General features: G+C 40.6%; 19 protein-coding genes and 1 pseudogene. 2 read left to right on the plus strand and 18 right to left on the minus strand.

Features of this window, described 5'->3' with window-relative positions:
* Positions 1–3 precede the first annotated feature (3 nt).
* Genes aroC through QM843_RS00920 form a run of 5 tightly spaced genes read right to left on the minus strand, consistent with a single transcriptional unit; the run spans position 4 to position 4,947 of the window.
* Positions 4–1,170, minus strand: a complete 1,167-nt coding sequence (gene aroC / locus QM843_RS00900; protein ID WP_023946354.1) for a chorismate synthase — start codon at positions 1,168–1,170, stop codon at positions 4–6.
* A gap of 9 nt (positions 1,171–1,179) precedes the next feature.
* On the minus strand, positions 1,180–2,247 hold the full coding sequence (gene aroB, locus QM843_RS00905) for a 3-dehydroquinate synthase (RefSeq protein ID WP_261056747.1): 1,068 nt from the start codon (positions 2,245–2,247) through the stop codon (positions 1,180–1,182).
* Between the two features lie 18 nt (positions 2,248–2,265).
* Positions 2,266–3,120: a shikimate dehydrogenase gene (locus QM843_RS00910; protein WP_261121964.1), complete on the minus strand. Its 855-nt coding sequence runs from the start codon at positions 3,118–3,120 to the stop codon at positions 2,266–2,268.
* Positions 3,110–3,787, minus strand: coding sequence for a type I 3-dehydroquinate dehydratase (aroD, locus tag QM843_RS00915; protein ID WP_000767764.1), 678 nt, complete (start codon positions 3,785–3,787; stop codon positions 3,110–3,112). The genes QM843_RS00910 and aroD overlap by 11 nt, the downstream gene beginning before the upstream one ends.
* Positions 3,784–4,947, minus strand: a complete 1,164-nt coding sequence (locus QM843_RS00920) for a class I SAM-dependent rRNA methyltransferase (protein WP_261048662.1) — start codon at positions 4,945–4,947, stop codon at positions 3,784–3,786. The genes aroD and QM843_RS00920 overlap by 4 nt, the downstream gene beginning before the upstream one ends.
* A 116-nt stretch (positions 4,948–5,063) precedes the next feature.
* Here QM843_RS00920 and QM843_RS00925 point away from each other — a divergent pair, with 116 nt between their 5' ends.
* Entirely contained in the window at positions 5,064–7,214 is a 2,151-nt protein-coding gene (locus QM843_RS00925) for an LTA synthase family protein (protein ID WP_414304292.1), read from the plus strand.
* A 234-nt stretch (positions 7,215–7,448) separates the two neighbouring features.
* Here the strand turns inward: QM843_RS00925 and QM843_RS00930 are convergent, their stop codons facing one another.
* From QM843_RS00930 to QM843_RS00940, 3 genes are all read right to left on the minus strand, one after another.
* On the minus strand, positions 7,449–7,709 hold the full coding sequence (locus QM843_RS00930) for a hypothetical protein (RefSeq protein ID WP_414304293.1): 261 nt from the start codon (positions 7,707–7,709) through the stop codon (positions 7,449–7,451).
* A 71-nt stretch (positions 7,710–7,780) separates the two neighbouring features.
* On the minus strand, positions 7,781–9,415 hold the full coding sequence (locus QM843_RS00935; RefSeq protein ID WP_414304294.1) for a hypothetical protein: 1,635 nt from the start codon (positions 9,413–9,415) through the stop codon (positions 7,781–7,783).
* Complete coding sequence (locus QM843_RS00940; protein WP_414304295.1) at positions 9,396–10,145, minus strand: ABC transporter ATP-binding protein; 750 nt, start codon at positions 10,143–10,145, stop codon at positions 9,396–9,398. The genes QM843_RS00935 and QM843_RS00940 overlap by 20 nt, the downstream gene beginning before the upstream one ends.
* Positions 10,146–10,322: 177 nt before the next feature.
* Here QM843_RS00940 and QM843_RS00945 point away from each other — a divergent pair, with 177 nt between their 5' ends.
* The gene (locus tag QM843_RS00945; protein ID WP_414304296.1) at positions 10,323–11,777 is read left to right on the plus strand and encodes an alpha-amylase; all 1,455 of its coding nucleotides are present in this window, start codon (positions 10,323–10,325) and stop codon (positions 11,775–11,777) included.
* A gap of 89 nt (positions 11,778–11,866) precedes the next feature.
* Here the strand turns inward: QM843_RS00945 and alaS are convergent, their stop codons facing one another.
* The 10 genes and pseudogenes from alaS to QM843_RS00995 all read right to left on the minus strand — a co-directional run bounded on the left by alaS (position 11,867) and on the right by QM843_RS00995 (position 25,627).
* Complete coding sequence (alaS, locus tag QM843_RS00950; RefSeq protein ID WP_143952312.1) at positions 11,867–14,485, minus strand: alanine--tRNA ligase; 2,619 nt, start codon at positions 14,483–14,485, stop codon at positions 11,867–11,869.
* Between the two features lie 20 nt (positions 14,486–14,505).
* Positions 14,506–14,977: pseudogene (locus QM843_RS00955) on the minus strand (LURP-one-related/scramblase family protein).
* A gap of 366 nt (positions 14,978–15,343) precedes the next feature.
* A complete protein-coding gene (locus QM843_RS00960; RefSeq protein ID WP_000429946.1) occupies positions 15,344–15,649 on the minus strand; it encodes a hypothetical protein in 306 nt (101 codons plus the stop codon).
* A 72-nt stretch (positions 15,650–15,721) separates the two neighbouring features.
* A complete protein-coding gene (locus QM843_RS00965; protein WP_314498890.1) occupies positions 15,722–16,867 on the minus strand; it encodes a GIY-YIG nuclease family protein in 1,146 nt (381 codons plus the stop codon).
* Entirely contained in the window at positions 16,860–18,791 is a 1,932-nt protein-coding gene (locus QM843_RS00970; RefSeq protein WP_000203249.1) for a DEAD/DEAH box helicase, read from the minus strand. Before QM843_RS00970 ends, QM843_RS00965 begins: the two co-directional genes overlap by 8 nt.
* Entirely contained in the window at positions 18,788–21,580 is a 2,793-nt protein-coding gene (locus QM843_RS00975) for a class I SAM-dependent DNA methyltransferase (protein ID WP_001085249.1), read from the minus strand. The genes QM843_RS00970 and QM843_RS00975 overlap by 4 nt, the downstream gene beginning before the upstream one ends.
* A 265-nt stretch (positions 21,581–21,845) precedes the next feature.
* Complete coding sequence (locus QM843_RS00980; protein ID WP_023946326.1) at positions 21,846–22,916, minus strand: ABC transporter substrate-binding protein; 1,071 nt, start codon at positions 22,914–22,916, stop codon at positions 21,846–21,848.
* Entirely contained in the window at positions 22,913–23,686 is a 774-nt protein-coding gene (locus QM843_RS00985; RefSeq protein WP_261053139.1) for an ABC transporter permease, read from the minus strand. Before QM843_RS00985 ends, QM843_RS00980 begins: the two co-directional genes overlap by 4 nt.
* Entirely contained in the window at positions 23,683–24,489 is an 807-nt protein-coding gene (locus QM843_RS00990) for an ABC transporter permease (RefSeq protein WP_000753801.1), read from the minus strand. Before QM843_RS00990 ends, QM843_RS00985 begins: the two co-directional genes overlap by 4 nt.
* Positions 24,470–25,627, minus strand: coding sequence for an ABC transporter ATP-binding protein (locus tag QM843_RS00995; RefSeq protein ID WP_000742895.1), 1,158 nt, complete (start codon positions 25,625–25,627; stop codon positions 24,470–24,472). Before QM843_RS00995 ends, QM843_RS00990 begins: the two co-directional genes overlap by 20 nt.
* Positions 25,628–25,762 lie beyond the last annotated feature (135 nt).

Raw genomic sequence — 25,762 nt, forward strand, 5'->3', positions numbered from 1 at the left:
TCCTTAATAGTTCTTTGTATAGTCTCGGTGTTGGGCTACCGCTTCTTTTAGTTCCTCGAGATTATCTGATGAGAATTTTTCAAGGATTTCTTGCGCCAGAACCGTTGCCACAACAGCTTCCATGACCACTCCTGCAGCTGGAAGAGCGGTCGGATCACTTCTCTCAACAGTTGCCTTATAGGGTTCATGGGTTTCGATATCCACACTCATAAGAGGCTTATAAAGAGTAGGAATAGGTTTCATAACTCCACGAACAACGATCGGTTGCCCGTTGGTCATACCACCTTCAAAGCCGCCAAGATTGTTAGTACGGCGAATATAGCCGTCTTCTTTAGACCAGAGAATCTCATCCATAACTTGGCTACCTTTGCGGTAACCAGCTTCAAAGCCAAGACCAAATTCAACCCCTTTAAAGGCATTGATAGAGACAACTGCTTGGGCAAGTCTGGCATCCAATTTTCTGTCCCATTGGACATAGGAACCAAGACCAACTGGAACACCTCCGACAACTGTCTCGACAACCCCACCGATGGTATCTCCATCACGCTTGATTTGGTCAATATAGTCCTTGATTTCCTGTTCCCTTTCTTGGTTAACAATAGAAACTTCGGACTGGGCAACTCGTTCCTTAATCTCAGCGACTGTTAGATTTTCAGGAACATCGATTTCCTTGCCACCGAATACTACAACATGGTTGGCAATCTCCATATTCAGCTCAGTCAAGAGGCGTTTGGCTACTGCGCCAACTGCCACCCGCATAGTTGTTTCACGAGCAGATGAGCGCTCCAAGGAATTACGCAAATCATCAAAACGGTACTTGATGCCCCCAACCAAGTCGGCATGACCTGGACGTGGATGGGTGATTTTCCGTTTGCTTTTAAGGCGGTCTTCAATGTCCTCCGCAGACATGATATCCAGCCATTTCTGATGGTCCTTATTGACGACATCCATAGTAATGGGAGCCCCAGTAGTCTTCCCATGGCGAACACCCGAAGTAAAGACAACTTGGTCACTCTCAATCTTCATACGACCACCGCGGCCATATCCACCCTGACGACGTTTCAAATCCTCATTGATGTCCTCTGCTGTCAAGGGAAGTCCAGCTGGAATTCCCTCAATGATAGCCGTCAGACGAGGACCGTGTGATTCTCCTGCTGTTAAATATCTCATACACTCTCCTTATTTTACCAAGTAGTCTTTCATCTCTTCCAGAGAAACTGGGTGAATAGTCGCTGAACCAAGCTCTGGTACCAAGACCAATTTCAAGGTATTGCCACGCGCTTTCTTGTCATGAGTCAAAGCTTGATAAAGCTTATCTACATCCCAGTTTTCATAGTCAACAGGCAAACCAAACTTCTGGCACATCTCTGTGATAGATTGGGTAATACCAGCTGGCATAAGGCCTTTTTCCTCAGCTACCTTGGAAATCTGAACCATGCCCATGGCTACAGCTTCTCCATGCATGACCTTGCCATAACCGGCCGTTGCTTCAATAGCATGACCAATAGTATGGCCAAAATTGAGGTAAAGGCGAACACCATTGTCCAACTCATCCTCAACTACCATCTTACGCTTAACCTGGCAAGAATGTTCAATTAAAGTCTCTGCATGTTCCAGAATGCTCTCTACAGAACCATCTAGCTCCGTCAAGAGAGCCCAAAGTGCTGGATCCTCAATCAAGCCGTACTTGATAACCTCACCCATTCCTTCAATCAATTCTCTTTTTCCGAGAGTTTCAAGAACAAGTGGATCAATCAAAACCCCATCTGGTTGGGCAAAGGTCCCCACCATATTTTTAGCAAATGGAGTATTAACACCTGTCTTTCCGCCGATAGAAGAATCAACCTGGGCTGTCAAACTAGTCGGAATCTGAACAAAGTGAATACCCCGCATATAGGTAGAGGCTACGAAACCAGCCAAGTCTCCAACGACACCACCTCCGAGAGCCACGATTCCATCGCTACGAGTCAGCCCCTGCTTAACAAGAAATTCATAGACTTTCTGAACAGTAGTTAAATTCTTTCTTTCTTCCCCTTCCAAAAAGTCAAATACCGCTACCTGAAAACCAGCATCTTCTAGGCTGAGCTTGACCTTCTCTGCATAAAGAGAAGCTACATGGTTGTCTGTTACAATGACCACTTTTTGTGGTTGCCATAGTTCTCGCAACCATTGACCAGCCTGAGCCAGACAGCCTTTTTCAATCTGAATATCATAAGGATGATGAGGAATATCGATTCTGATTTTCATAGGAGAATCTCCCTTTCTTTATTGGTATTTTTCTGTTAAGGACTGCCAAATCTCTTCTGTCGGCATTTCCTTTCCTGTCCACAGTTGAAAAGCTTCTGCAGCTTGATAGAGCAACATTCCCAGACCATTGACAACTGGATTCCCCTGACTTCTAGCCCATTTCAAAAATGGGGTTTCAAAAGGCTTGTAAATGATATCTGCTACTAAAAGAGTTTCTGATAGGACAATGTTTTCAGGAACTGGAGAGGATTGACCATCCATCCCTACACTTGTCGCATTGACCAGTAAATCCGACTCAGCAATCCTTGCTTGCAGTTCAGGAACATCTTCTAAAGCATACAGGTCCACCTTAAAACCTGTCTGCTCCTGTAACTTGTCTAGGTATGGTCTTGTTTTTTCCATGGAAACTGAACGAACAAAGACTGAAATCTGACTGACGCCGTCCAAAATAGCCTGTGCCAAGATTGATTTCGCCGCACCACCTGCACCCAGCAGGGTCATCTTTTTACCTGAAATTGTAAAAGAAGGCAAGCTCTTAAAAAATCCCTTGCCATCTGTATTATATCCAATTAAATTGCCATTCTCATTGACAACCGTATTAACCGCACCAATCAAGCGCGCTTCATCGCTCAGCTCATCCAAATAAGAAATCACCTGCTCCTTATAGGGCATGGACAGGTTTATGCCAAACATCTGGTAGCGACGAATATTGGCCACTGTTTCTGCCAAATCACCCGCTTCAATCTCCCAAGCCACGTAAGCACCATTGGTAGCTGTCGCCTCAAAGGCACTATTGTGGATAAAGGGGGAAATCGAATGCTTAATAGGATTGGCAACAACGGCAGCTAAACGTGTATAGCCATCAAGCTTCATCCAAAATCTCCCGAATTTTTTTCATGTTAGCTAAGGAAATCTGACCTGGGGCACTTGCCTCATCTAGACTAGCAAAGGACCAGCTAGAACCTGTCACATCCGCAGTGATACGAGAGACCTTGCCCACCTTGCCCATAGAAATCGTCACATATTCCTGCTCAGGATTGAGGATTTTAAAGCCTCGTGTATAGTTCATCAAGTCTAGCACATCCTGCTCCGTGTGAGCCATCACCGCAACCTTAACAAGTTTTGGATTTAAGCTCGTCAACTCTGACAAGATTTCCATCATGTTTTCAGGTGTTTCTTGGAAATTATGGTAACTCAAAACGAGATTTGGGAAGTCCAGCATTTCCTCAAAAACATCCTTGTAGCTATAGTACTCAAAATCAATATAGTCTGGTTGATAGAGTTGTGCCACTTCCTTGATTAGATGGATATATTCTTCTGGAGAAAGGTCGATTTCTCCCCCTTCAGAGCGAGTTCGCAACGTGAAAACCAACTCACGGCCTGCGAATTTTTCAAAAATCGCTGGAGCCACCTGCAAAATCGCTTCCTTAGGTAGATAGTCGGCACGCCATTCAATGATGTCGGCATCCAGGTACCTCGTGGCATCCAGAGCCTGGGCCTCCTCTAAACTTCTTGGCATTACTGAAACGATTAATTTCATTTACTAACCTTCATACTAATCACCTTGAGGTAATTACTACTTTCATCTTTTTTATTATAGGCAAAATCTGCTGGAAGACCGTATTTGTTTAAAATCTGGTAACTTCTTCCTGCAAAGCCTTTATCAATTTGTTCTGTAAATTTCTGACGGGAAACATTGGCAGCATTGGTGCTGGCAATAATAATACCGCCCGGATTTAAAATCTCAAGACTTTGGGATATCAACTTATGATAATCCTTAGCCACAGAAAATGTTTGTTTTTTGTTCCGAGCAAAGCTAGGCGGATCTAGGACAATCACATCATATGTCAAGCCTTTTCGCTTGGCATACTTGAAATACTCAAAAACATCCATAACTATAAAACGATGGTCGTCTGTGCTGATTCCATTAGCCTGAAAATGCGCTTGAGACAATTCTCGTGAACGTTTAGCTAGGTCAACCGAAGTAGTCTGGCTTGCTCCTCCCATGGCCGCAGCCACTGAAAAGGCTGCTGTGTAGGAAAACATATTGAGCAAGGATTTACCCATAGCCAATCCATCCACTAAACTACCGCGAACTTCATGCTGGTCTAGGAAAATCCCTGTCATCAAGCCATCGTTCATAAAGACTTGATACAGAACACCATTTTCCAAAACAGTGAAAAAGTCAGGTGCTTCTTGACCATAAACATGGGCAGATTCATAGTCCAAACCCTTAAAACGGATCTTCTCATATGCTCCTAACACCTCAGGAAAAACCTGTCTAAAAGCTTCTGAGATGGTCTGACGAATCTGATAAACATAAGAGTTATACCAAGAAAAGACAGCATAGTCGCCATAAAGGTCCACTGTCAGACCGCCAAAGCCATCTCCCTCTTGGTTAAAGAGACGAAAGGCAGTTGTCAATTCGTCTTGATAGTAGGAACTTCTCTTTTCTTTAGCTTGTCTAAACAGTGCTTCAAAGAAAGCTTGATTGAAGGTCACCTTGTCTGTGCTCACAAACCAGCCCAAGCCCTTGTTTTGCTGAGAAAGGTAGGCAGTCCCAAGAAAGTTTCCATCTTGACTATGGACTTCTACTTCCTGATCCTTGAGATTGTTATTCTCAAGATCGCTGGCTTCTAGTAAAACCAGTCCCTTTGAAAGCTTTTTTTCAACCCGTTTGTTGACTCTTATTCTATTCATAGTTCCTATTATAGCAAATTTTGTGACAATTCTCAAAAAAGAAACTACCCTTGCTTTTTTACTCTAGTTTTAAAAAATGGTATACTAATACTAATAAAAACTTAGGAAGTAATTGTGTGAGAATCAATTTTAACAAAATCCAAAAAGCTATCGGTACCAGACTGGGTTTTGTCCTAACCCTTTTAATCCTCTATTGGCTCAAAACCTTATTAGCCTATGCCGTTGACTTTAATTTAGATATTCAAGTAGGCAAGTTGCAGGGAAATTACCTTGCCTTTATAGCCTTTTTCAACCCCCTTCCTCTAGGACTACTCCTGCTGGCTCTAGCCCTCTATGCTCGCTCAACCAAGATATTTTATGGCCTGAGTATAGCTATTTATAGCCTATTGTTCATTTGGCTTTATTCCAATGTCTTTTACTATCGAGAATTTAGCGACTTTATCACGGCTAATACCATGAAGGTGGTCAGCAAGGTGTCTGTTGGTACTGCAGAACTAGAGTTACTGCGTCCTTGGGATTTCATCTATTTTATGGATTTCCCATTGCTGGCTTTCCTTTTCTATAAAAAATTCATCCAGCTGGATAGGAGACCTTTCAAATTCCGCTCCAGTGTTGCTATCACTGCTCTCTCAGCCCTGCTCTTTTCAGCTAATCTTTTCTTGGCTGAAATTGAGCGTCCCGATCTCCTATCACGAGGATTTTCTAATTATTATGTTGTTCGTGCCCTTAGTTTGCCAGCATTTTTAGGCTATAGTGCCAACCAATCCTATAGCGCCAACAAAGAACGTGCTAAGGCCTCTGAGACCGACCTTCAACCTATTACAGATTATATTCAAGAACATTCGGCTAAGCCTAATCCAGACTATTTCGGCTTAGCCAAAGGGAAAAATGTGATTTATCTCCACTTGGAGAGTTTCCAACAGTTCCTGCTTGACTATAAACTCAACATAGATGGAACTGAGCATGAAGTCACTCCCTTCCTCAACTCCCTCTACCATTCGCAATCAACCCTAGCCTTTTCGAATATCTTTAACCAAGTCAAGGCTGGTAAGACCTCAGATGCGGAAACCATGCTGGAGACTGGTTTGTTTGGACTTGACCAAGGTTCCTTTATGGTCAATTACGGTGGTACCAATACCCAGCAGGCTGCTCCTTTTATCCTATCAAAAAACGGCTATCAATCGAGTGCCGTCTTTCACGGTAATATCGGGACCTTCTGGAACCGAAATACGACCTACAAACAATGGGGCTACCAATACTTCTTTGATGCTTCCTACTTCACCAAGCAAGACAGTAGCAATTCTTTCCAATATGGTTTAAATGATAAAATCATGATGAAAGATTCTATCCAATATCTGGAGCATTTACAGCAGCCTTTTTATGCCAAGTATATCACGGTGTCCAATCACTATCCCTATGCTAGCAATCTGACAGGCGATGAGCTTGGTTTCCCCTTGGCCAAGACCAAAGATGAAACAATCAACGGCTACTTCCAAACAGCTAACTATCTGGATAGTGCTATCAAGGCCTTCTTTGACTATCTCAAAGAAAGTGGCCTCTATGAAAAATCCATCATCGTCATCTACGGAGACCATTATGGCATTTCCAATTCCCGCAATCCTGACCTGGCACCTTTAATTGGCAAGACTTCTGAGAACTGGTCGAATTACGACAATGCCATGTTGCAACGAGTGCCTTTTATGGTAGTCATGCCTGGCTATGAAAAGGGGCAAATCATCAATACCTACGGTGGACAAATCGATATCTTACCGACTCTCGAACACCTCCTTGGTATTGAGTCCAATTCCTTCCTTCAAGTCGGCCAAGACCTCCTATCACCAGACCATCAAGAAATCGTTGCCTTTCGGACTGCTAATTCCTTCGTCACACCCAAATATACCAGCTACGACGGACGAACCTACTATACTGAGAGCGGTCTTGAAATCAGCAATCTTGATGAACAAGCTCAGACTGAACTAGAAATCGTTCGGCAGGCAGCCAGCCAACAGCTAAAAATCAGCGACCAGATTCAAACTGGCGATTTGATCCGTTTCTACCAAGCAGATCATCTTGGAAAAGTTGATACAGAAAGTATTTCTTATCTCAATTCTTTACCAATTCTTCAAAAGATTGAGCAGGAAAAAGGTAGTCAATCAACCAGTCTCTTTAGCCAACGACAAGGTAAGACCAGTACTGACCTGTTCAAAGCTCCAAGTTACCAAGAACTCCATCCAGAGTCTGCAGAAACTGAATCAAAATCACAATAAAAATGCTCTTCCGTCTTGGAGGAGCATTTCTTTTTATCAATGAAAATCAAAGAGCAAACTAAGAAAATAGCCTCAGTTTAACTTTGAGATTGTAGGTAGAGAGGTTGTATCAGCAATATATGTCTGTCAAGTTTAGTGACGTAGATAGTAGAATAAAGATGAGAAGGCATAGAGAGAAGATAAATCACCTTAAGCAGGTATCTGGAAAATTTGATTTTATAGAGAAGCCTTTTGTTACAAACTCAATATACTATCAATAAATAATATCATAGAAGCAACAATAATTATAATTTCACCTATCTGCATAATTCTATTTCGAACTTTAAATATATGTTCTATCAAAAATACTTGAAAAAGACACATTATAGGAATTAACGTTTTTGAAATTGAAAAATATCCAAATAAATAAACTATAAACAACAATAATAGAACTATATTATATTTCTTATTCAAAACATTCCTCCCTATATATTTTTGATTACCAATCTTAATCATTTACAACTACATTCTAACAAACTATAAAAGCGTTTGTCGAATTGAATTTATCAAGCGAGAGACCAACTATCTCATCTTTTTTCTATTTCTGTCAATATGCGTGACAGGTAATAATAATAGCCAAAAATAGCAAGAGCAAGCAGAAGGATAAGAACTCCTACTCCCAAGCTAATGGCAAGGATAGTAGAGAGAGACTGAACCAAGAATAAGCTCCCTATTACAAGGGCCATTAAGATTGCACTATAAATTAAGAGTAAAATTATTGCTACTATACGATTTGAACGGTTCACCAGGTCCGTAATGTTACTCCAATTGGTTGACAGATTTTTAACGTCCTTAAAGTAATGGTGGCAAGAAAGGATGACACTGGCAAGGATCCATGCCACAAGAAGATAAATCATCGAAAGGATGGGCAAGCCTAAATATAGAGAAAGACCAAGTAAAATCAGAACTGGTAAAAATGACTGGACAGCAAATATAATCCAAAATTTCACTTTCACATAACGAGCGAAGTCAAAGGGTAAACTCTTCAGAAAATCAACATTTTCCCTCTCTAAGGACAAGGCAATTGCAGGCTGGCTGGTGATATTGTTATTGACAACTGCTATAAACATTCCTACAAAAAACAAGGGTAACCAGTATGGAGGATGAATGTCTGGAACTAACTGATAATCTCGGAGTTTGGAAACCAGACCGATCATCATGAGATAAGGAAGGAAAGCACTTGTAAAAAGCACTGTAATCACGCCAGTCCCCTGTCCCAAGAGGGAGAGGTTATAGCGCAAAGCCATACGGAAAAAGCCCTTTTTAGTAGTTGAAAGCCCCTCCTTACTGCGACGTTCTTTTACGACCTTCTCCTCACTGTTAAGTAGGATCACGTCATAAAAATGAGGAAGAACTTTCTTTTTGGTCAGGTAAAGCAAGAAAACAGTTAGAATTATCCAAGCGAGCAGACCCAGGATGGCTTCTGTTGAAAAAGGCTCCACTGCTATTTTGTAAAAGAGATGAATAGGATAAAGAAGAGGTGGAATTTCTTTAGTCTGATTACCTATACCTCTAGAAGTAGACTGAACAAAGAAGACAAATAATAAAGGTATGAGAACCCCTATCCCAATCATCACATTCGCAAAAATAGACTGATACTTTCTAAAAATCGCAGTTTGAGCCAAGAAATGCACTGCCACTACCATCACTAAAGCCAAAGAGACAAATAATAAGGCCAAAGACAGCAACATCAAAGGCAAACCCAGCCAAAAAGAAGGTGCTATCCTAATGTAGAGGACTAGAAAATAAGCTAGGATTGGTATAATTCCAGCTAGAGCTGGCAAGAGGACAGACAGACCTTTGGCAATTATAATCTCTGATTCTTTAAAAGCATAGGGCCTATACGATGCCAAGTCCTTACTCTCATAAAAGACATTGTAAAAAGCTGTTAAAGAAGTTGAAAAGACAAGCAACAGTAAAAAAGAAATCATTCCACTAAAATAAATAGGCATTTCCTCAAAAGGAAAATGAATAGCTATATTACTAAAAAAGATAAGCATCAAGAGACTAGAAAAAATGTAAGAAATTAGGACTCTAGCGGAAACATTTACTTTTTTCCCAGGATTTTTAGCTTGCTTCTTTCGTAGGTTAGCCAGATTAGCTTCTTGAGATGAATAGAGGATATTGATATCAACTAATTTTTTAATGACCTTGAGACGCATCTGAAACCTCCTCTTTTCTACCAGCAAGGTTAAGGTAGATACTTTCCAAAGACTGGTCTGGATGGTCTTTTCTCAACTCCTCCACGCTACCACAATAAATCAAATGCCCCTTTTTCAAAATAGCAATCCGATCACAGACTTGCTCGGCCACCTCTAGGACATGGGTTGAAAACAAGACCGTCTTGCCTTTTTGCGCATGCTCCTTCATCATCTGCTTCAAATCAAAGGCAGCCTGGGGATCCAAACCAGTCAAGGGTTCATCCAAAACCCAAATATCGGGATCAGACAAGAGTGCTCCGATGACAAAGACTTTCTGACGCATTCCGTGAGAAAGAGTTTCAATAACCTGATAGCGATTTTCAGCAAAATCAAAAACGTTCAATAGCCTAGCTAGACTAGTCTCCAAGTCAGAGCTAGTCAAATCATAGGATGAGGCGATCAATTCCCAAAATTCATTGGCCGTTAAACGTAAAAATAAGTCAGGCGAGTCTGCTACGTAGCCAATCTTTCGTTTAATAGCCAAGCGATTTTCCGATAACTCCTGACCGTCTACCAAAATACGACCACTGCTTGGTGAAATGATACTGACTAAGGATTTTATAGTGGTCGATTTTCCAGCACCATTATGGCCAATCAAGCCCATAATCTCTCCATTTTCAATCTGCAGATTGAGATTGCTCAAGGCCTCTTTATCACCATACAACTTACTAACATTTTGAAATTCAATCATGAGAAATCTCCTCTCTTTATCTATGTAATTTACTATCATTATAGCGCTTTCATTTTAAAAATCAACATTTTATATAAAATAGTCAAAAACTTATTATTCAGTTTTACGCAAACGTTTGAGCTAACCGATACTTTATGATAGAATAAAGAACAAGATTGACAAGTAAGAGGAAACATCATGCAAAATCAAACACTCATGCAATACTTTGAATGGTATCTGCCCCACGACGGCCAGCACTGGACGCGTCTAGCTGAAGATACTCCACACCTAGCCGATCTCGGTATCAGCCATGTCTGGATGCCACCAGCTTTTAAAGCTACCAACGAAAAAGATGTAGGCTATGGGGTCTATGACCTATTTGACCTTGGTGAGTTCAACCAGAAAGGGACTGTCCGCACCAAGTATGGTTTCAAAGAAGACTATCTTCAAGCCATTCAAGCACTAAAAGCACATGGGATCCAGCCTATGGCCGATGTGGTACTCAATCACAAGGCTGCTGCCGATCACATGGAAGCCTTTCAAGTCATCGAAGTGGATCCGGTTGACCGTACAGTCGAGCTCGGAGAACCCTTCACCATCAATGGCTGGACTAGCTTTACCTTCGATGGTCGCCAAGATACCTATAATGACTTTCACTGGCACTGGTACCACTTCACAGGTACAGACTACGATGCTAAACGCCGTAAATCAGGAATTTATCTGATTCAAGGAGACAACAAGGGCTGGGCCAACGAGGAATTGGTCGATAATGAAAATGGTAACTACGACTACCTCATGTATGCCGACCTAGACTTTAAACATCCTGAAGTCATCCAAAATATCTATGACTGGGCTGACTGGTTCATGGAAACGACTGGTGTAGCTGGTTTTCGCTTGGATGCTGTTAAACACATCGATTCCTTCTTTATGCGCAATTTCATCCGCGATATGAAGGAAAAATACGGTGAGGATTTCTATGTTTTTGGTGAATTCTGGAATCCTGACAAAGAAGCCAATCTGGACTATCTTGAAAAAACGGAAGAACGCTTTGACCTAGTCGATGTTCGTCTCCACCAGAATCTCTTTGATGCTAGCCGAGCTGGTTCTAACTACGACCTTCGTGGCATTTTCACGGATAGCTTGGTTGAACTCAAGCCCGACAAGGCTGTAACCTTTGTCGACAACCATGATACTCAAAGAGGACAAGCCCTTGAGTCAACTGTTGAAGAATGGTTCAAACCAGCAGCCTATGCACTCATTCTGCTACGCCAAAATGGACTGCCATGTGTCTTTTACGGAGACTACTATGGTATTTCAGGGCAGTATGCTCAACAAGATTTCAAAGAAGTCCTTGACCTCCTCCTAGCCATCCGAAAAGATTTGGCCTATGGAGAACAAACAGACTACTTTGATGACGCAAACTGTATCGGTTGGGTACGTTCAGGTGCTGAAAATCAATCCCCAATAGCAGTCTTGATTTCAAATGACCAAGAAAACAGCAAATCAATGTTTGTCGGCCAAGAATGGGCTAACCAAACCTTTGTAGATTTACTCGAAAACCACCAAGGTCAAGTTACAATTGATGAGGAAGGTTATGGACAATTTCCAGTCTCAACTGCTTCGGTAAGTGTCTGGGCAGCTAATACAATCTAATAGCTAATGATAATCAAGCCAGATCCAATCGGATTTGGCTTTTTGGCATTCACATAAAGACCTACCCAAATGGATAGATCTTTATTTTCTTATAATTTACCTGCTACTGCATCCAACAATTCTTGGATCTTAGCTTGGTTGCTTCCTCCTGCCATGGCCATGTCTGGTTTACCACCACCACGTCCATCGACGATTGGTGCCAATTCTTTGACAAGGTTTCCTGCATGAAGGTCTTTTGTCTTGCTTGCTACAAGGACATTGACTTTGTCACCGATAGCAGCAACAAGGACAAGAAGATCAGAGTAATCTTTTTGTTTCCAGTTATCCGCAAAGGTACGAAGAGCACCAGCATCAGATACAGATACTTGGCTAGCAATGTAACGGTGACCATTGACTTCCTGAACATCCTTGAAGATATCGCCTGCGGCTGCAGCTGCGGCTTTTTCTTTCAACTCAGCATTTTCTTTTTGCAATTGACGAAGTTGTTCTTGAAGTCCTTCTACCTTGTGAGGTACTTCCTTGACTTGAGGTGCTTTCAAGGTTGCTGCGACAGCTTTAAGAGCGTCTTCTTGTTCACGGTAGGCTTCAAAGGCTTCCTTACCAGTCACTGCCAAGATACGGCGAGTTCCTGAACCGATACCTTCTTCTTTGACAATCTTGAAGAGGCCAATTTCAGAAGTGTTGCCAACGTGGGTACCACCACAAAGCTCGATAGAGTAGTCACCGATAGTAACAACACGGACTTCCTTGCCGTATTTCTCACCAAAGAGAGCCATAGCTCCCATTTCTTTAGCAGTGTCAATATCCGTTTCAACTGTCTTCACTTCAAGAGCTTCCCAGATTTTCTCGTTGACTTGCTGCTCAATCGCACGCAATTCTTCAGCAGTTACAGCTTGGAAGTGGGTAAAGTCAAAGCGAAGGAATTCAACTTCATTAAGAGATCCTGCCTGAGTTGCATGGCTTCCAAGGATATTGTGAAGGGCAGCGTGAAGCAAGTGAGTCGCAGTGTGGTTTTTCATGACACGGTGACGACGATTTGTATCAATTGCCAAGGTATATTCTTGGTTCAAGGCAAGCGGTGCAAGAACTTCAACCGTGTGAAGTGCTTGTCCGTTTGGTGCTTTTTGAACATTGGTCACAGTAGCTACAACCTTGTCTGACCCATCCAAAATTTGTCCATGGTCAGCGACCTGTCCACCCATTTCAGCATAGAATGGAGTCTCTGCAAAGATAAGTGAGGCAGTTCCTTCTGACACAGCTTCTACTCCTGCATTGTCAGCCACGATAGCCACCAATTTAGAAGATAATTGGCTAGCATTGTAGTTGAAGACACTTTCTACAGTGATGTTTTGAAGGGTTTCATTTTGCATACCCATTGAACCACCTTTAACAGCTGACGCACGCGCGCGTTCTTGCTGTTCTTTCATGGCTGCTTCAAATCCTTCACGGTCAACAGTCATCCCAGCTTCTTCAGCGATTTCTTCAGTCAATTCAACTGGGAATCCATAAGTGTCATAAAGTTTGAATACATCTTGACCAGCAATGACAGATTGACCTTTTTCTTTCAAGTCAGCTACAATGCCTTGGGCAAAGTGTTGACCTGAGTGAAGGGTACGAGCAAATGATTCTTCTTCGCTCTTAACGATTTTTTCGATAAAGTCACGTTTTTCAAGCACTTCTGGGTAGTAGCTTTCCATGATTTTTCCAACCGTTGGAACAAGTTTGTAAAGGAAAGGCTCGTTGATACCCAATTTTTGACCATGCATAGAAGCACGACGGAGTAAACGACGAAGGACATAACCACGACCTTCATTTCCTGGAAGGGCACCATCACCGATAGCAAATGAAAGTGAACGGATGTGGTCAGCGATAACCTTAAAGCTCATGTTATCGCCATCTTGGTCATAAACCTTACCAGACAATTTCTCCACTTCACGGATGATCGGCATGAAGAGGTCCGTTTCAAAGTTGGTCTTAGCCCCTTGGATAACGGCCACCAAACGCTCCAAACCAGCGCCCGTATCAATATTCTTGTGTGGCAATTCCTTGTATTCGCTACGAGGAACAGCAGGATCTGCGTTAAATTGTGACAAAACGATGTTCCAGATTTCGATGTAACGGTCGTTTTCAATATCTTCTGCAAGCAGGCGAAGTCCAATATTTTCTGGGTCAAAGGCTTCCCCACGGTCAAAGAAAATCTCTGTATCAGGTCCAGAAGGTCCTGCACCGATTTCCCAGAAGTTGTCCTCGATTGGAATCAAGTGACTTGGGTCCACTCCTACTGCAATCCAGCGGTTGTAAGAATCTTTATCGTCTGGATAGTAGGTCATGTAAAGTTTCTCAGCTGGGAAGTCAAACCATTCTGGGCTTGTCAAAAGCTCATAAGCCCAAGTGATAGCTTCGTCACGGAAGTAATCCCCGATAGAGAAGTTCCCCAACATTTCAAACATGGTATGGTGACGTGCAGTCTTCCCTACGTTTTCAATATCGTTGGTACGGATAGCCTTTTGGGCATTGGTAATACGTGGATTTTCAGGGATAATAGTCCCGTCAAAGTATTTCTTAAGGGTTGCTACCCCAGAATTAATCCACAAAAGTGTTGGATCATTTACAGGAACCAAGCTGACTGATGGTTCTACAGAGTGACCTTTGGTCGCCCAGAAATCAAGCCACATTTGGCGTACTTGTGCACTAGATAGTTGTTTCATATTGTCTCCTTATTACTTGTTTAATTTGATTGGCTTTCCAGCATTTCCACATAGTCAATCGCGACACAGAGAGAAATGACTAGGTCTGCATAAGCGTCCTCAAGGACTGTTACGTTATAAGTAGAGGTCAGATGGAAGAGTTCTTTCCTGATTTCCGCGATCATCCAGTAGTTTGAAATTCAAATCCCAGATATTGCCCTCGATACGAAGCCCCAGATTATCAAACTCATACTTATCTCGCCAGAAGGTCAACTTCTTACGAATGACAAAACTCGAGCCATCCCGAAGCTGAATCTCAAAACGAGGAAGCAAGGTCAAGATTTCTTTACTGATCCGACTGACCTGTTCACCATTAGCATCATAGATGGTAAAGGTTTTAGGAATCTTAAAAAATGATCCCTCTACCTGATAGGCGATTTCTCCCCTGTCATCCTTGATAGCGAAGCGTTCTCCTCCAAGACGAAACTTTTGTTTGACAAGAAATGTTTTCATCAACACCTCCAAAAATCAAAAGACAAGCTCATATCACGAAGGGCGAAAAACCGCGGTACCACCTTCATTCAATGAACTTGTCATTCTCTTATTCTTATGCAATTGTATGATTGAGTAGCATGACTTCCTAGCTTAGATGGCTCGCAGCACCGCCATTTCTCTGGACTAAGACAACTGAAAATCAAATCTCAACTTTCTTATTATATCGTTTTTTTAAGCTTGCGTCAACTGGAAATCATCTTAACTAATAGTAGTGAGGTAGGAGTGAAGACCTTTTAAAAATTTAACTACTAGTTTCGAAATGTAAGTAGTAATATTTAATTTATTTCTAAAACCTTTCTATCTAGCATAGCCCTCCAGCGCTGTTTAGTATGTACCCCCTATACTGATAAGATTCCACTCAGAGTAGCTTATCTTGAACAATTTTGGGGATTTTGTGTCTTCGTCATACACTACGAGATAGTGCCCTTCATCATTCCAAAACTTGCCCAATACCTCAGCGTCTTTCAGTTCCACTTTCTGGTTCATATAGTCGCTTTTATACTCAATTTGTGGTGCATCTTTTACCCCAGCAGTAGAAAAACTACTACCAATAAAGATAAAAGCATAAAACAGCACCACAGCAATTCCCAAGAATTTAAAGATTTTATAATTTGTATTATTGTTTTCCATGTTAGTATATTCCTTTTCTTTCTGTTTTGTGTTTTCTTAAATCCAAAGGGGGAAAAATACTCCCTTATCCCACTAGATCATTAAGCTAACTTTTTCAATCACTTCTTGGATCTCATCTAGCGATACTAGAAACCATTCTTTAGGGACAAAGCTCTCTCCATTTGGTGCTATTAATTCCATATCTAACCGCTTGTCTGCAAAATAATGATGAAGAGTCGTTTCTAATTTTCGAGCGCTGAAATTTTGAACCTCAAAACTAGCTACTAAACGGACAGGAGCATAAAGATAGGTTCCTTCTCTTTCTGCATTTGCTAACCGTTTTTCAATTCGATCCTGTGTAAAACCGATTTTATAGAGATTACGGATGTTGGCAATTTGAGGATGGCTACTCAAGGATTTTACTACATAGATATATCCAGTTGTAATTCGTTCGCTTGGACTGATACCAGTCATCACATCTTCTATCAATTCTGTTACCATTCGTCCATGGCGCGTTCTATCGTGCAGATTAGATACAAAAGAGCGGAGTAAGGCCTTCTTATTTTCTGTACCATTTTCATATACGAGATGAAGTTCAGCATTAGTATAACCATTCTTATCAGTGAAGTCTTCTCCTTTAGAAACAACATAAACCATTACTCCATTATCCACATAGAACATATCAGGTTTAATTTCTTTTTCTTTTATCACATCAGACTTTCTGACTTGACGACGACCTTCACTAATTTCATCATGAACACGAGTAAATAATCCCTGATAATCTTCAAAATTTCCCATCCGTTTACGTGTTCGTGTTTTATCCCGCGCTTGAATCGTTCGTTTATAACGTGAGACATCAAATAAAGATTTCTCAGCACTATTCACTGACTCAAACAATTCATCTGATAAAATATCTGTTAAACTAGCAGGACTTGAAATAGGGGGCTCGGACTCAACTATATCTATTTTTAGTAGCCCAAATTCATCATAAGGTTCTAACTTTCGGATGCTATCAGGAGATTTTCTAATACCATTCAATCGAGAAAATAAACTGCGTTCTTTAATATTTCTAGACTTTTGTGGCTCTTGCCCATTATTTTCTCTCACCCAATCTATGATTTCTAAAAATTTCTCCACTTCGTGATCTATAACTATTTTTTTCATAGGTTTTAAAGGAGCTATTAAATGTTCAAAATCAGAATCATTAAAAATGTCATTTAAGTTTTTGAAATCATTCATTACCGCTCTCCATCTTCAGCTTCATCTGAGACAATTGTAACAAAGCATACGCAAGTCTCTGTTCGTACTTATCGTGACTTGATTTATCTGGATGACGACCATTTTCATTTAAAAATTGCTTAATTTGAGGATAAAGAATTAACAGTTCTTCTTCAGAAAACTCCATCTTCTGACCATCCATATAGTCTTGTATTAGACGCAGAGTCGGAGCATCAATTTCACGTGATATAACTTCGTAAGCTCTCTGGAAAGGATTAATCTGATCAATTAAATCAATAGATAACTCATCAATATTCACAAATTTATCTGCCATTTTTAGAAAGTCTGTTTGCCCTACTCCCTCTTTCCGTTCAGCTGATTGAACTACCGATTGACTAATAAACTGTTGACGAACTTCTTCAACTTCAGCCCCACTTAAGTCAGGATAGATTTGTTTAATGATGGCTGGAATCATCTGCTTATTAATGACTTCTGCATCCGTTCCCGCAGCAATTGCAGTTTGGATACGCGGTTCTTGCAATATACTAGCACGTAAGTCATTCAAATCATTTTCTATGATATCCTTTGTTCTCTGTGTACTAGGCTCTTTTAAGCCTTTAACGAATATTTCGGCACCAGAAGATTTCTGGTCTTCTCGGTCTTTTCGTTTGAACTTGAAATTTGGCGCTAAAACAGACTCCATCAATAGACTAGCTGTAATGGCCTTCATAACATTATTCACAGCAAAGAAAACTTCATCATCTTGAGCATCTGGTTGAGAAATGAGATTGGTAAATTGAGCGTGTGACTTATTGGAACTATCGCGTGTTACTCGACCTATAATCTGAACAATTTCTGTTAGCGACTGACGATAGCCAATCGTCAAAGCATACTCAGCATAAGGCCAGTCAAAACCTTCTTTAGCCATACCAAGTGCGATAATGATATCGAGATCATCTAAACTGGTCATTTTGTTTAGGTAATCCTGTACTTTTTCACGTCCTTCTTCTGTGACAAGGTCTGCAACTTTCAATACACGACCTGTTTCCTCAGTAACTAACCATAATCCAGTCTTAGGATCTGGAACTGCTTGCCCTAGTTCATCTAAAATTCGGTCAACTTCATCATACTTATCCTTGGTTGATTCACCTGAGTTTACATTGGGAATATGAATGATAGTTTTCTTACTCGTGTCCAGTACTTCGTGCAAGGCATCTGTGTAACGACCACGATAAAAGTTATAACCCATGGCAAAACTTTTCAGATATTTGTACCCCTCCAACTGTTCATAATAAGTATAGGATACCTTATCAAATTTTTGCTCATCTTCAGGTGCCAAAATGGGTACAGAATCTCCACGGAAATAAGACCCTGTCATAGCTACTACATGGGCTGTTGAATTGGCTAATATGTTTCTTAAGGCATTTCCTAAAACTGAATTATCATCTTGAGATACATGATGAAATTCATCGATAGCTAGAAGAACATCATTAAAATCACTATCAGCTAGCTGTTCAAAGGCAAAACGCAAGGTGGCATGCGTACAGATTAAAGCTCTATCATCAGGAGACTCTGAATGCATAAAGTCTACAAACTGTTTTACCTTACTTTTACTGCTCCCTTGTTCAGTCAAATTATTTTTGGGAAGAACTTCCCAATCCCAGTAAAAACCATAATCTGTCAATTTTGTTGAACGAAACGATTTTCCAATAGATCTTTCTGGAACAGCTATAATAGCTTTTTTCAGACCTTGAGCATGTAATTTATCAAGAGCAATAAACATCAAAGCTCTCGACTTACCAGATGCAGGAGGCGCCTTAATCAATAAGTGTTGAGAAGTTCTCTTAGCATATACCCGCTCCTGCATTTCACGCATACCAAGTGCATTATTTGATTGACTAGCACCTGTACCATTGTAATTAATTTCAAATATATTTGAGGTCATTTCGCTTCCTTTTCTGTCATTTCTTTATACAGGTTCAATAAGACACTGAGCCTTTCTTCATCTGATTCAAAAGGCTTTTGCTGGTAGGCACGTTCTACGATACCATCAATTTTTTCATGTGCTTGACGAAGACGTTCGTTCATCGGTTTATTGGCTCCACCGTACAATTCAGCCAAGGTTCCACCTTCTTCTTCTCGAACATCTAGCATTTCAAAAACAGCTTCTTCAAGCATATTTTTCCGACTATCTGAAAGTTCTGGGATTGGGAATGTATTATAAACCAGTCCAGCTGAATAACTATATCGAGTTTCTAATTTCCCACCGATCGCTTGAAACCATTTTATATGCATTTTAGAAACAAGACATCCAAGTAGCCAAATTGGAGTATCATACACAATATAGCAACGATTTGAAATAATTGTATCGTCTCCCACAAATCCCATTGGTATATAATCTCTATCTTCTGAAGTAACAGCAGGAACTAACAGTTGAAACTTCCCTTCTATTTTCCCCTTAGAAAACATATCATCCCATTCACCACGTTGAACAAATTTCCATGGTGTGGATGCAGTTTCTCTTGTTCCAGCAGCCTTAGAATTCAGGCGTTCTTGCCTTACATTTTCAAATAATTGATGGAATTCCTGGATCTTATCTAATTTAGTATATTCATCTTGATCAATCCAAATAGTATATCTAAAATTTCCATTGATATACTCATCTGCTCCAATATACTTTTTAAAATACACTTCAGTTTCAGGATATCTTTGAACTAATTGATTTTTATCATCATTTGTCAGTATTAGATATTTACTTCTTGGCATATTCCCAAAGACTATTTTTGGAAAATTATTTAACTTCTCTGAATCATTGTGATTAGATACAATAATATCATCTGCAAAAGCTAGATAGGGATTTATATTCTTTCCATAACTCTCTCCCTTATCACTATATATAATTCTTTTCTTATCATTTTTATTTGAAAATCCAATGATAGTAACTGTAACCCCTGCATTATGGGCCGCGCTATTATTCCATTTAAACGATTGATATGCAAAGGAAATTTGGCCATATTGTAGAAGAACACTCCACAAAATTGAAACTTGCTCACCTTGATTTATTGAATTTGTTGTTACAAAAGCATATTGAGCATTTTTACCATAAATAAGGTGAGTTGCCTTATAAAACCATCCCGAAATATAATCTAATTTTTTAGAAGAAATTTCTGAACAAATCACATTTTCTAGTTCCTTCTTTTGTTCCAAGGTCATTTTTTTAGAGCCTATATACGGCGGATTCCCAAATATATAAACTTCATCATCTGCCTTAGCATTCAAAACAGTTGTCCAGTCAATTCTTAGGGCATTCCCACAAACGATATTCCCAGCTTCTCTTAAGGGGAGTAGCCTTGGATGGACATCAGCAAGTGCTTCTTCCATCTCCACATTCATCTGGTGTTCCGCTATATACAAGGATAACCTTGCTACTTCATGAGCGAAATCATCCAATTCAATTCCTGAAAATTGGGATAGAGAAATCTTAGATGCATCAGCAATCAATTCTCCTTGATAAACAGCTTTTTCATTTAAGGATTCACGAATTTCACGCTGTTTGATTAAGATATTAATTTCTAAACGACGAAGTTCTTTATAAGTAATGATGAGGAAATTTCCAGAACCACAAGCAGGGTCTAAAAACTTGATAGAGGCCATACGAGTGAGCAACTCTTCTAACTTAGGTAAGATTTGTCGCAATTCCTTGCGACGATGTTCCTCGCTAAAGTCACCACCTCCTATATAGTAGTCAGCTCGTTCTTCTAATTCCGTAAATGCTGCTCGTAAATTATCTAAAAACAGTGGTTTGATGACCTTCATAATATTGGGCACGCTAGTATAGTGCATACCCGATGTTGATCTTGCTTCTGCATTTGCCACGGTTTGAATCATGGAGCCCAAAATATCTGGATTGATTTCATTCCAGTTTAGCAATTCCCCTGCTTCAATGAGTAATTGACGAGTTCTTTTATTGAAAATAAGGTCATGATGTGGCTCTGAAAAAAGCTTACCATTTACATAGGGAAAATCTGATAACCACGACTCCAAATCCTGACGACTAAATTCAGGCATATCTAAAACAGTAAATAGTTTTCTAACACACTCATTCAAGTCAGAACCATCTTCAGATGTCCTCATCTTAATAACATTTGTGAAAGCTCCCTTGGAGATGATATTTGTATCTTCTGCAAATAGTAGAAAAAGAACACGAATCAAAAATAGATTAAATGATTTACCGTCAGTTTCAGTAATGGCAAGTTCAGGATTGATAGAAATTAGTTCATCATAAAGTTTGGTGAAACGCTCTGCCGCTTTTACATCAGCAGGGTTTTCCTTATCATAATCAATCTTTTCAATACCATTCCAAGGTAAGAAGAAATCACAATGGGCTGGTAAATCATTAAAAGAAATTGCTAGAGTCAGTCCTGTCTGTGTATCCTTTGCATATAATTCTTGAAAATCTGTTGTAATAATAAATCGAGATTTACGAACCTGACCATCCAACTCTTTATCAATCTCAGTCAGAGCAAGTAATGGCTGATTTTCAACTTTACGAAAATACAATCTGTTTTTTATTATAAAATCATCAGATGCCACTTTACTTGCTCTTGTTATGGTCGTTTTAGTAATGTCAAACAATGAAACAAAATCAATAATGAATGTCGATTTATTAAGATTCTCTACTAAAACCTTGGTTCTATCCTCAATCTCAGTGATATTTAATAACTTTTTAGCCATTAGATACCTCCAAGAAACGCAAAAAGCCTACTGGATTTTCAGTAGGTTTCAATCTATATTTTTTGCATTTTTTTATTAGGTTATATATATATATATATATATATGCATTTGCGTAGTCTGACTCATTTTGAACTCCTTTGGAATTAAATTTTCAGAGATGCTGTAAACAATACTAATAACTCTCACCCTAAAACTATTATACCATGATTTCTATTTTTTCTAAAAAACGAACCAGCTGACTGATTCGTTTTCATCCGTTTAGCTCCTACTTCCGATACATTTTAAATTGTAGGAAGAGGTCGCTGTATTTGCCTGTCCATTTATGGTTAAATTTCTCGTAAACTTCTAGGTGTTTCATGGTTTCAGCATCTGGATAGAAGGCCTTGTCTTCTTTTTTCTCCTCTGGGAGCAGTTCCTTAGCTGGTAGGTTTGGAGTTGAATAGCCGACATACTCTGCATTTTTGAGAGCATTTTCAGGTTTCAACATAAAATTGATAAAGGCATAGGCGGCATCTTGGTTTTTCACGGTTTTTGGAATGACCATATTGTCAAACCAAAGGTTGCTGGCCTCAGTCGGTACCACATAGCGTAGGTTTTCATTTTTTTCTAGCATTTGGCTGGCTTCACCAGAGAAGGTCACTCCGATAGCAGCGTTATTCTGAATCATGTAACCCTTCATCTCGTCGGCAACGATGGCCTTGATATTTGGAGTCAATTTATAGAGCTTATCCACTGTTTCTTCCAACTGCTGGGTATCCTTGGAGTTGAGGCTGTAGCCGAGGGAGTTGAGACCCAGTCCCAATACCTCACGCGCCCCATCAAAGAGCATGATAGAGTTCTTATACTCTGGTTTCCAGAGGTCGTCCCAATGCTCAGGAGCCTCATCTACCATGGTTTCATTGTAGACAATTCCTAAGGTTCCCCAGAAGTAAGGGATAGAGAATTTATTGCCTGGGTCAAAGGACTGGTTGAGAAACTCTGGTCCGATATTTTCAAGACCTTCAAGTTTTGAATAATCAAGCGGTACCAAGAGGTCTTCGTCCTTCATCTTGTTAATCATGTATTCACTAGGAATGGCAATATCGTAGGTCGTTCCACCCTGCTTGATCTTGGTATACATGGCTTCATTGGAGTCAAAAGTCTCGTACTGGACTTGGATTCCTGTTTCTTCTGTGAACTGAGTCAAGAGTTCAGGATCTATATAGTCCCCCCAGTTGTAGATAACCAGTTTTTGACTATCTCGGCTATTGATTTTACTATCTAAATGCGTCGCAATTCCCCACAAGACGAGGATAATGGCTACAATTCCTGCTAAAAATGAATAGAGTTTTTTCATGCTTGCTCCTCCTTCTCACGTGAGATAAAGTAATATCCAACAACTAGGATAATACTAAAGAGAAAGACGAGGGCAGACAGGGCATTGATTTCTAAGGAAATCCCCTTGCGAGCACGAGAGTAAATCTCGACTGATAGGGTTGAAAAGCCATTTCCCGTTACAAAGAAGGTCACAGCAAAGTCATCTAGCGAATAAGTGAAGGCCATGAAATAACCTGCAATGATAGACGGAGTCAGGTAAGGAAGCATAATTTCCTTGAACATCTGAAATTGACTAGCTCCCAAGTCATAGGCCGCATGAATCATGTCACCGTTCATTTCCTTGAGTCGAGGCAAGACCATCAAGACCACGATAGGAATGGAGAAGGCCACGTGACTAGATAGAACGGTCAAAAAGCCAAGTGAAAACTTGAGTTGGGTAAAGAGAATCAAGAAGCTGGCACCAATCATAACATCAGGCGCAACCATGAGGATATTATTGAGTGAAAGAAAGGCTTCTTGGTATCTCTTGCGAGACTGGTAAATGTAAATAGCTCCAAAAGTCCCGATAATGGTCGCTATCAAGGCTGACAGAAAGGCCAAGAAAAAGGTCTGAGTCACAATCAACATAAGGCGACCATCGCCAAACATGGTTTTAAAATGGCTCAAGCTGAAGCCTGTAAAGCTATTCATGTCGTTTCCTGCATTAAAGGCGTAACCAATCAAGTAAAAAATCGGCAGGTAGAGGACAAGAAAGACCAGTCCCAGATAAAGATTGGCAAATTTTTTCATCGTTCTCTCCTTTCCTTGGTCACCCACATGGTGATGAACATGGTCAAGATGAGAATTACACCGATGGTTGAACCCATACCGTAGTTGTCATTTGTCAGGAAGTTTTGCTCAATGGCTGTCCCCAAGGTGATAACGCGGTTCCCACCAATCAAACGGGTCAGCATGAAGAGACTCAAACTTGGAATAAAGACAGACTGAACCCCACTTCTCACACCGTTCATCGATAGAGGAAAGATGACATGACGGAAGGTCTCCCACTTGGTCGCCCCCAAGTCATAGCTGGCATTGATAAGATTGTTATCCATATCATCCAAGACATTGAAAATGGGCAAAATCATAAAGGGAAGCTCAATGTAGCTTGCGACAAAGATAAAGGAGAAATCGGTAAAGAGCAACTGTTGCGAACCGATTCCGATAAATTCCAAGAATTGGTTAATAGATCCATTCTGACCAAAAATTCCGATAAAGGCATAGGCCTTAAGGAGTAGGTTGATCCAAGTTGGCAGGATAATCAGCATGAGCCAGAGTTGACGGTGCTTAAGACGGGTTAAGAAGAGGGCCGTTGGATAGCTGATAAGCAAGGTCACAAAGGTCACAATCCCTGCATAAAGTACAGAGTTAAAACTCATTTTGAGATAGGTTAAGTTTTGTGATGCAAAGTAGGATTTATAGTTTTCTAAACTAAACTGGCCTTCAATGTTGAAAAAGGATTGACCAAAAATCAAGACCAAGGGTGCCAATACAAAGAGGGCAATCCAGAGCATGTAGGGCACTACAAAGAGTTTAGAGCTTGTTTTCTTCATCTCTTTCCTCCTCGATCGCGTTAATCAGACCTGCTTCTTGCTCTTCGATTTCTACGTATTCTTCGATACGAGCATCGAACTCTTCTTCGGTTTCGTTGAGACGCATGATGTGGATGTCTTCTGGTTCAAAGTCCAGACCGATTTCCTCACCAACGATGGCCTTACGAGTTGAGTGGATCATCCATTCATTGCCAAGTTCGTCGTAGGCGATAATCTCATAGTGAACCCCACGGAAAAGCTGGGTATCGACCTTAACTTGGAGCTTACCTTCTTCAGGAAGAGTAATGCGCAAGTCCTCTGGACGAATCACGACTTCGACTGGCTCGTTTGGCTTCATCCCACCATCGACCGCTTCGAAGCGTTTGCCGTTAAACTCAACCAAGTAGTCCTCAATCATGGTTCCTGGCAAGATATTTGACTCACCGATAAAGGTGGCAACAAAGTGGTTGATTGGCTCATCATAGATGTCCACAGGTGTTCCTGACTGGACAATCTCGCCATCATTCATAACAAAAATCCAGTCACTCATGGCGAGGGCTTCTTCCTGATCGTGAGTAACAAAAACAAAGGTGATTCCCAATCGTTGTTGTAGTTCACGCAGTTCGTACTGCATGTCTGTTCTTAATTTCAAGTCCAACGCTGACAAAGGCTCATCCAACAAAACCACACGGGGTTGGTTGATGATGGCACGGGCAATAGCCACACGCTGGCGTTGTCCTCCAGAAAGTTTACGGATGGAACGTTTTTCGTAACCTTCCAACTGAACCATCTTGAGAACTTCCGCTACGCGTTTCTCGATTTCTTTCTTGTCAATCTTGCGCAAGCGGAGCGGAAAGGCAACATTTTCAAACACATTCATATGTGGAAACAAGGCATAGGATTGGAAGACCGTATGGACGTCTCGCTTGTTGGTTGGAATGTCGTTGATACGAACACCGTCCAGCAAAATATCTCCAGTCGTAGCATCTAGTAAACCTGCAATGATGTTAAGGATGGTTGATTTCCCTGAACCAGATGCGCCTAAAAGGGTGTAGAATTTCCCTTCTTCCAACTCAAAGTTAATATCTTTGAGAACCTTGGTGTTGCTGTCTTCAAAAACCTTAGAAACGTTTTTGAATTCAATAATTGGTTTTTTCAATTGTCATTTATTCCTTCTTTTTCATAGATTAACAGATCAGGGCTCTGTCAGGCCGCTACCACCTCGTGTAGGAGATTGAACTGCCTACATTCTTCTGCACTGACGATAGGCTTTCACCCCCTTTCCATGACATAG

Origin of the sequence: Streptococcus mitis, assembly GCF_047463435.1 — a bacterium.
Classification (GTDB): domain Bacteria; phylum Bacillota; class Bacilli; order Lactobacillales; family Streptococcaceae; genus Streptococcus; species Streptococcus mitis_DS.

Excerpts from the sequence above, each read along its gene's own strand:
- aroC (WP_023946354.1), bottom strand. The coding sequence starts at position 1,170 with ATGAGATATTTAACAGCAGGAGAATCACACGGTCCTCGTCTGACGGCT.
- aroB (WP_261056747.1), bottom strand. The coding sequence starts at position 2,247 with ATGAAAATCAGAATCGATATTCCTCATCATCCTTATGATATTCAGATT.
- QM843_RS00910 (WP_261121964.1), bottom strand. The coding sequence starts at position 3,120 with ATGAAGCTTGATGGCTATACACGTTTAGCTGCCGTTGTTGCCAATCCT.
- aroD (WP_000767764.1), bottom strand. The coding sequence starts at position 3,787 with ATGAAATTAATCGTTTCAGTAATGCCAAGAAGTTTAGAGGAGGCCCAG.
- QM843_RS00920 (WP_261048662.1), bottom strand. The coding sequence starts at position 4,947 with ATGAATAGAATAAGAGTCAACAAACGGGTTGAAAAAAAGCTTTCAAAG.
- QM843_RS00930 (WP_414304293.1), bottom strand. The coding sequence starts at position 7,709 with ATGATTAAGATTGGTAATCAAAAATATATAGGGAGGAATGTTTTGAAT.
- QM843_RS00935 (WP_414304294.1), bottom strand. The coding sequence starts at position 9,415 with ATGCGTCTCAAGGTCATTAAAAAATTAGTTGATATCAATATCCTCTAT.
- QM843_RS00940 (WP_414304295.1), bottom strand. The coding sequence starts at position 10,145 with ATGATTGAATTTCAAAATGTTAGTAAGTTGTATGGTGATAAAGAGGCC.
- QM843_RS00945 (WP_414304296.1), top strand. The coding sequence starts at position 10,323 with ATGCAAAATCAAACACTCATGCAATACTTTGAATGGTATCTGCCCCAC.
- alaS (WP_143952312.1), bottom strand. The coding sequence starts at position 14,485 with ATGAAACAACTATCTAGTGCACAAGTACGCCAAATGTGGCTTGATTTC.
- QM843_RS00960 (WP_000429946.1), bottom strand. The coding sequence starts at position 15,649 with ATGGAAAACAATAATACAAATTATAAAATCTTTAAATTCTTGGGAATT.
- QM843_RS00965 (WP_314498890.1), bottom strand. The coding sequence starts at position 16,867 with ATGAATGATTTCAAAAACTTAAATGACATTTTTAATGATTCTGATTTT.
- QM843_RS00970 (WP_000203249.1), bottom strand. The coding sequence starts at position 18,791 with ATGACCTCAAATATATTTGAAATTAATTACAATGGTACAGGTGCTAGT.
- QM843_RS00975 (WP_001085249.1), bottom strand. The coding sequence starts at position 21,580 with ATGGCTAAAAAGTTATTAAATATCACTGAGATTGAGGATAGAACCAAG.
- QM843_RS00980 (WP_023946326.1), bottom strand. The coding sequence starts at position 22,916 with ATGAAAAAACTCTATTCATTTTTAGCAGGAATTGTAGCCATTATCCTC.
- QM843_RS00985 (WP_261053139.1), bottom strand. The coding sequence starts at position 23,686 with ATGAAAAAATTTGCCAATCTTTATCTGGGACTGGTCTTTCTTGTCCTC.
- QM843_RS00990 (WP_000753801.1), bottom strand. The coding sequence starts at position 24,489 with ATGAAGAAAACAAGCTCTAAACTCTTTGTAGTGCCCTACATGCTCTGG.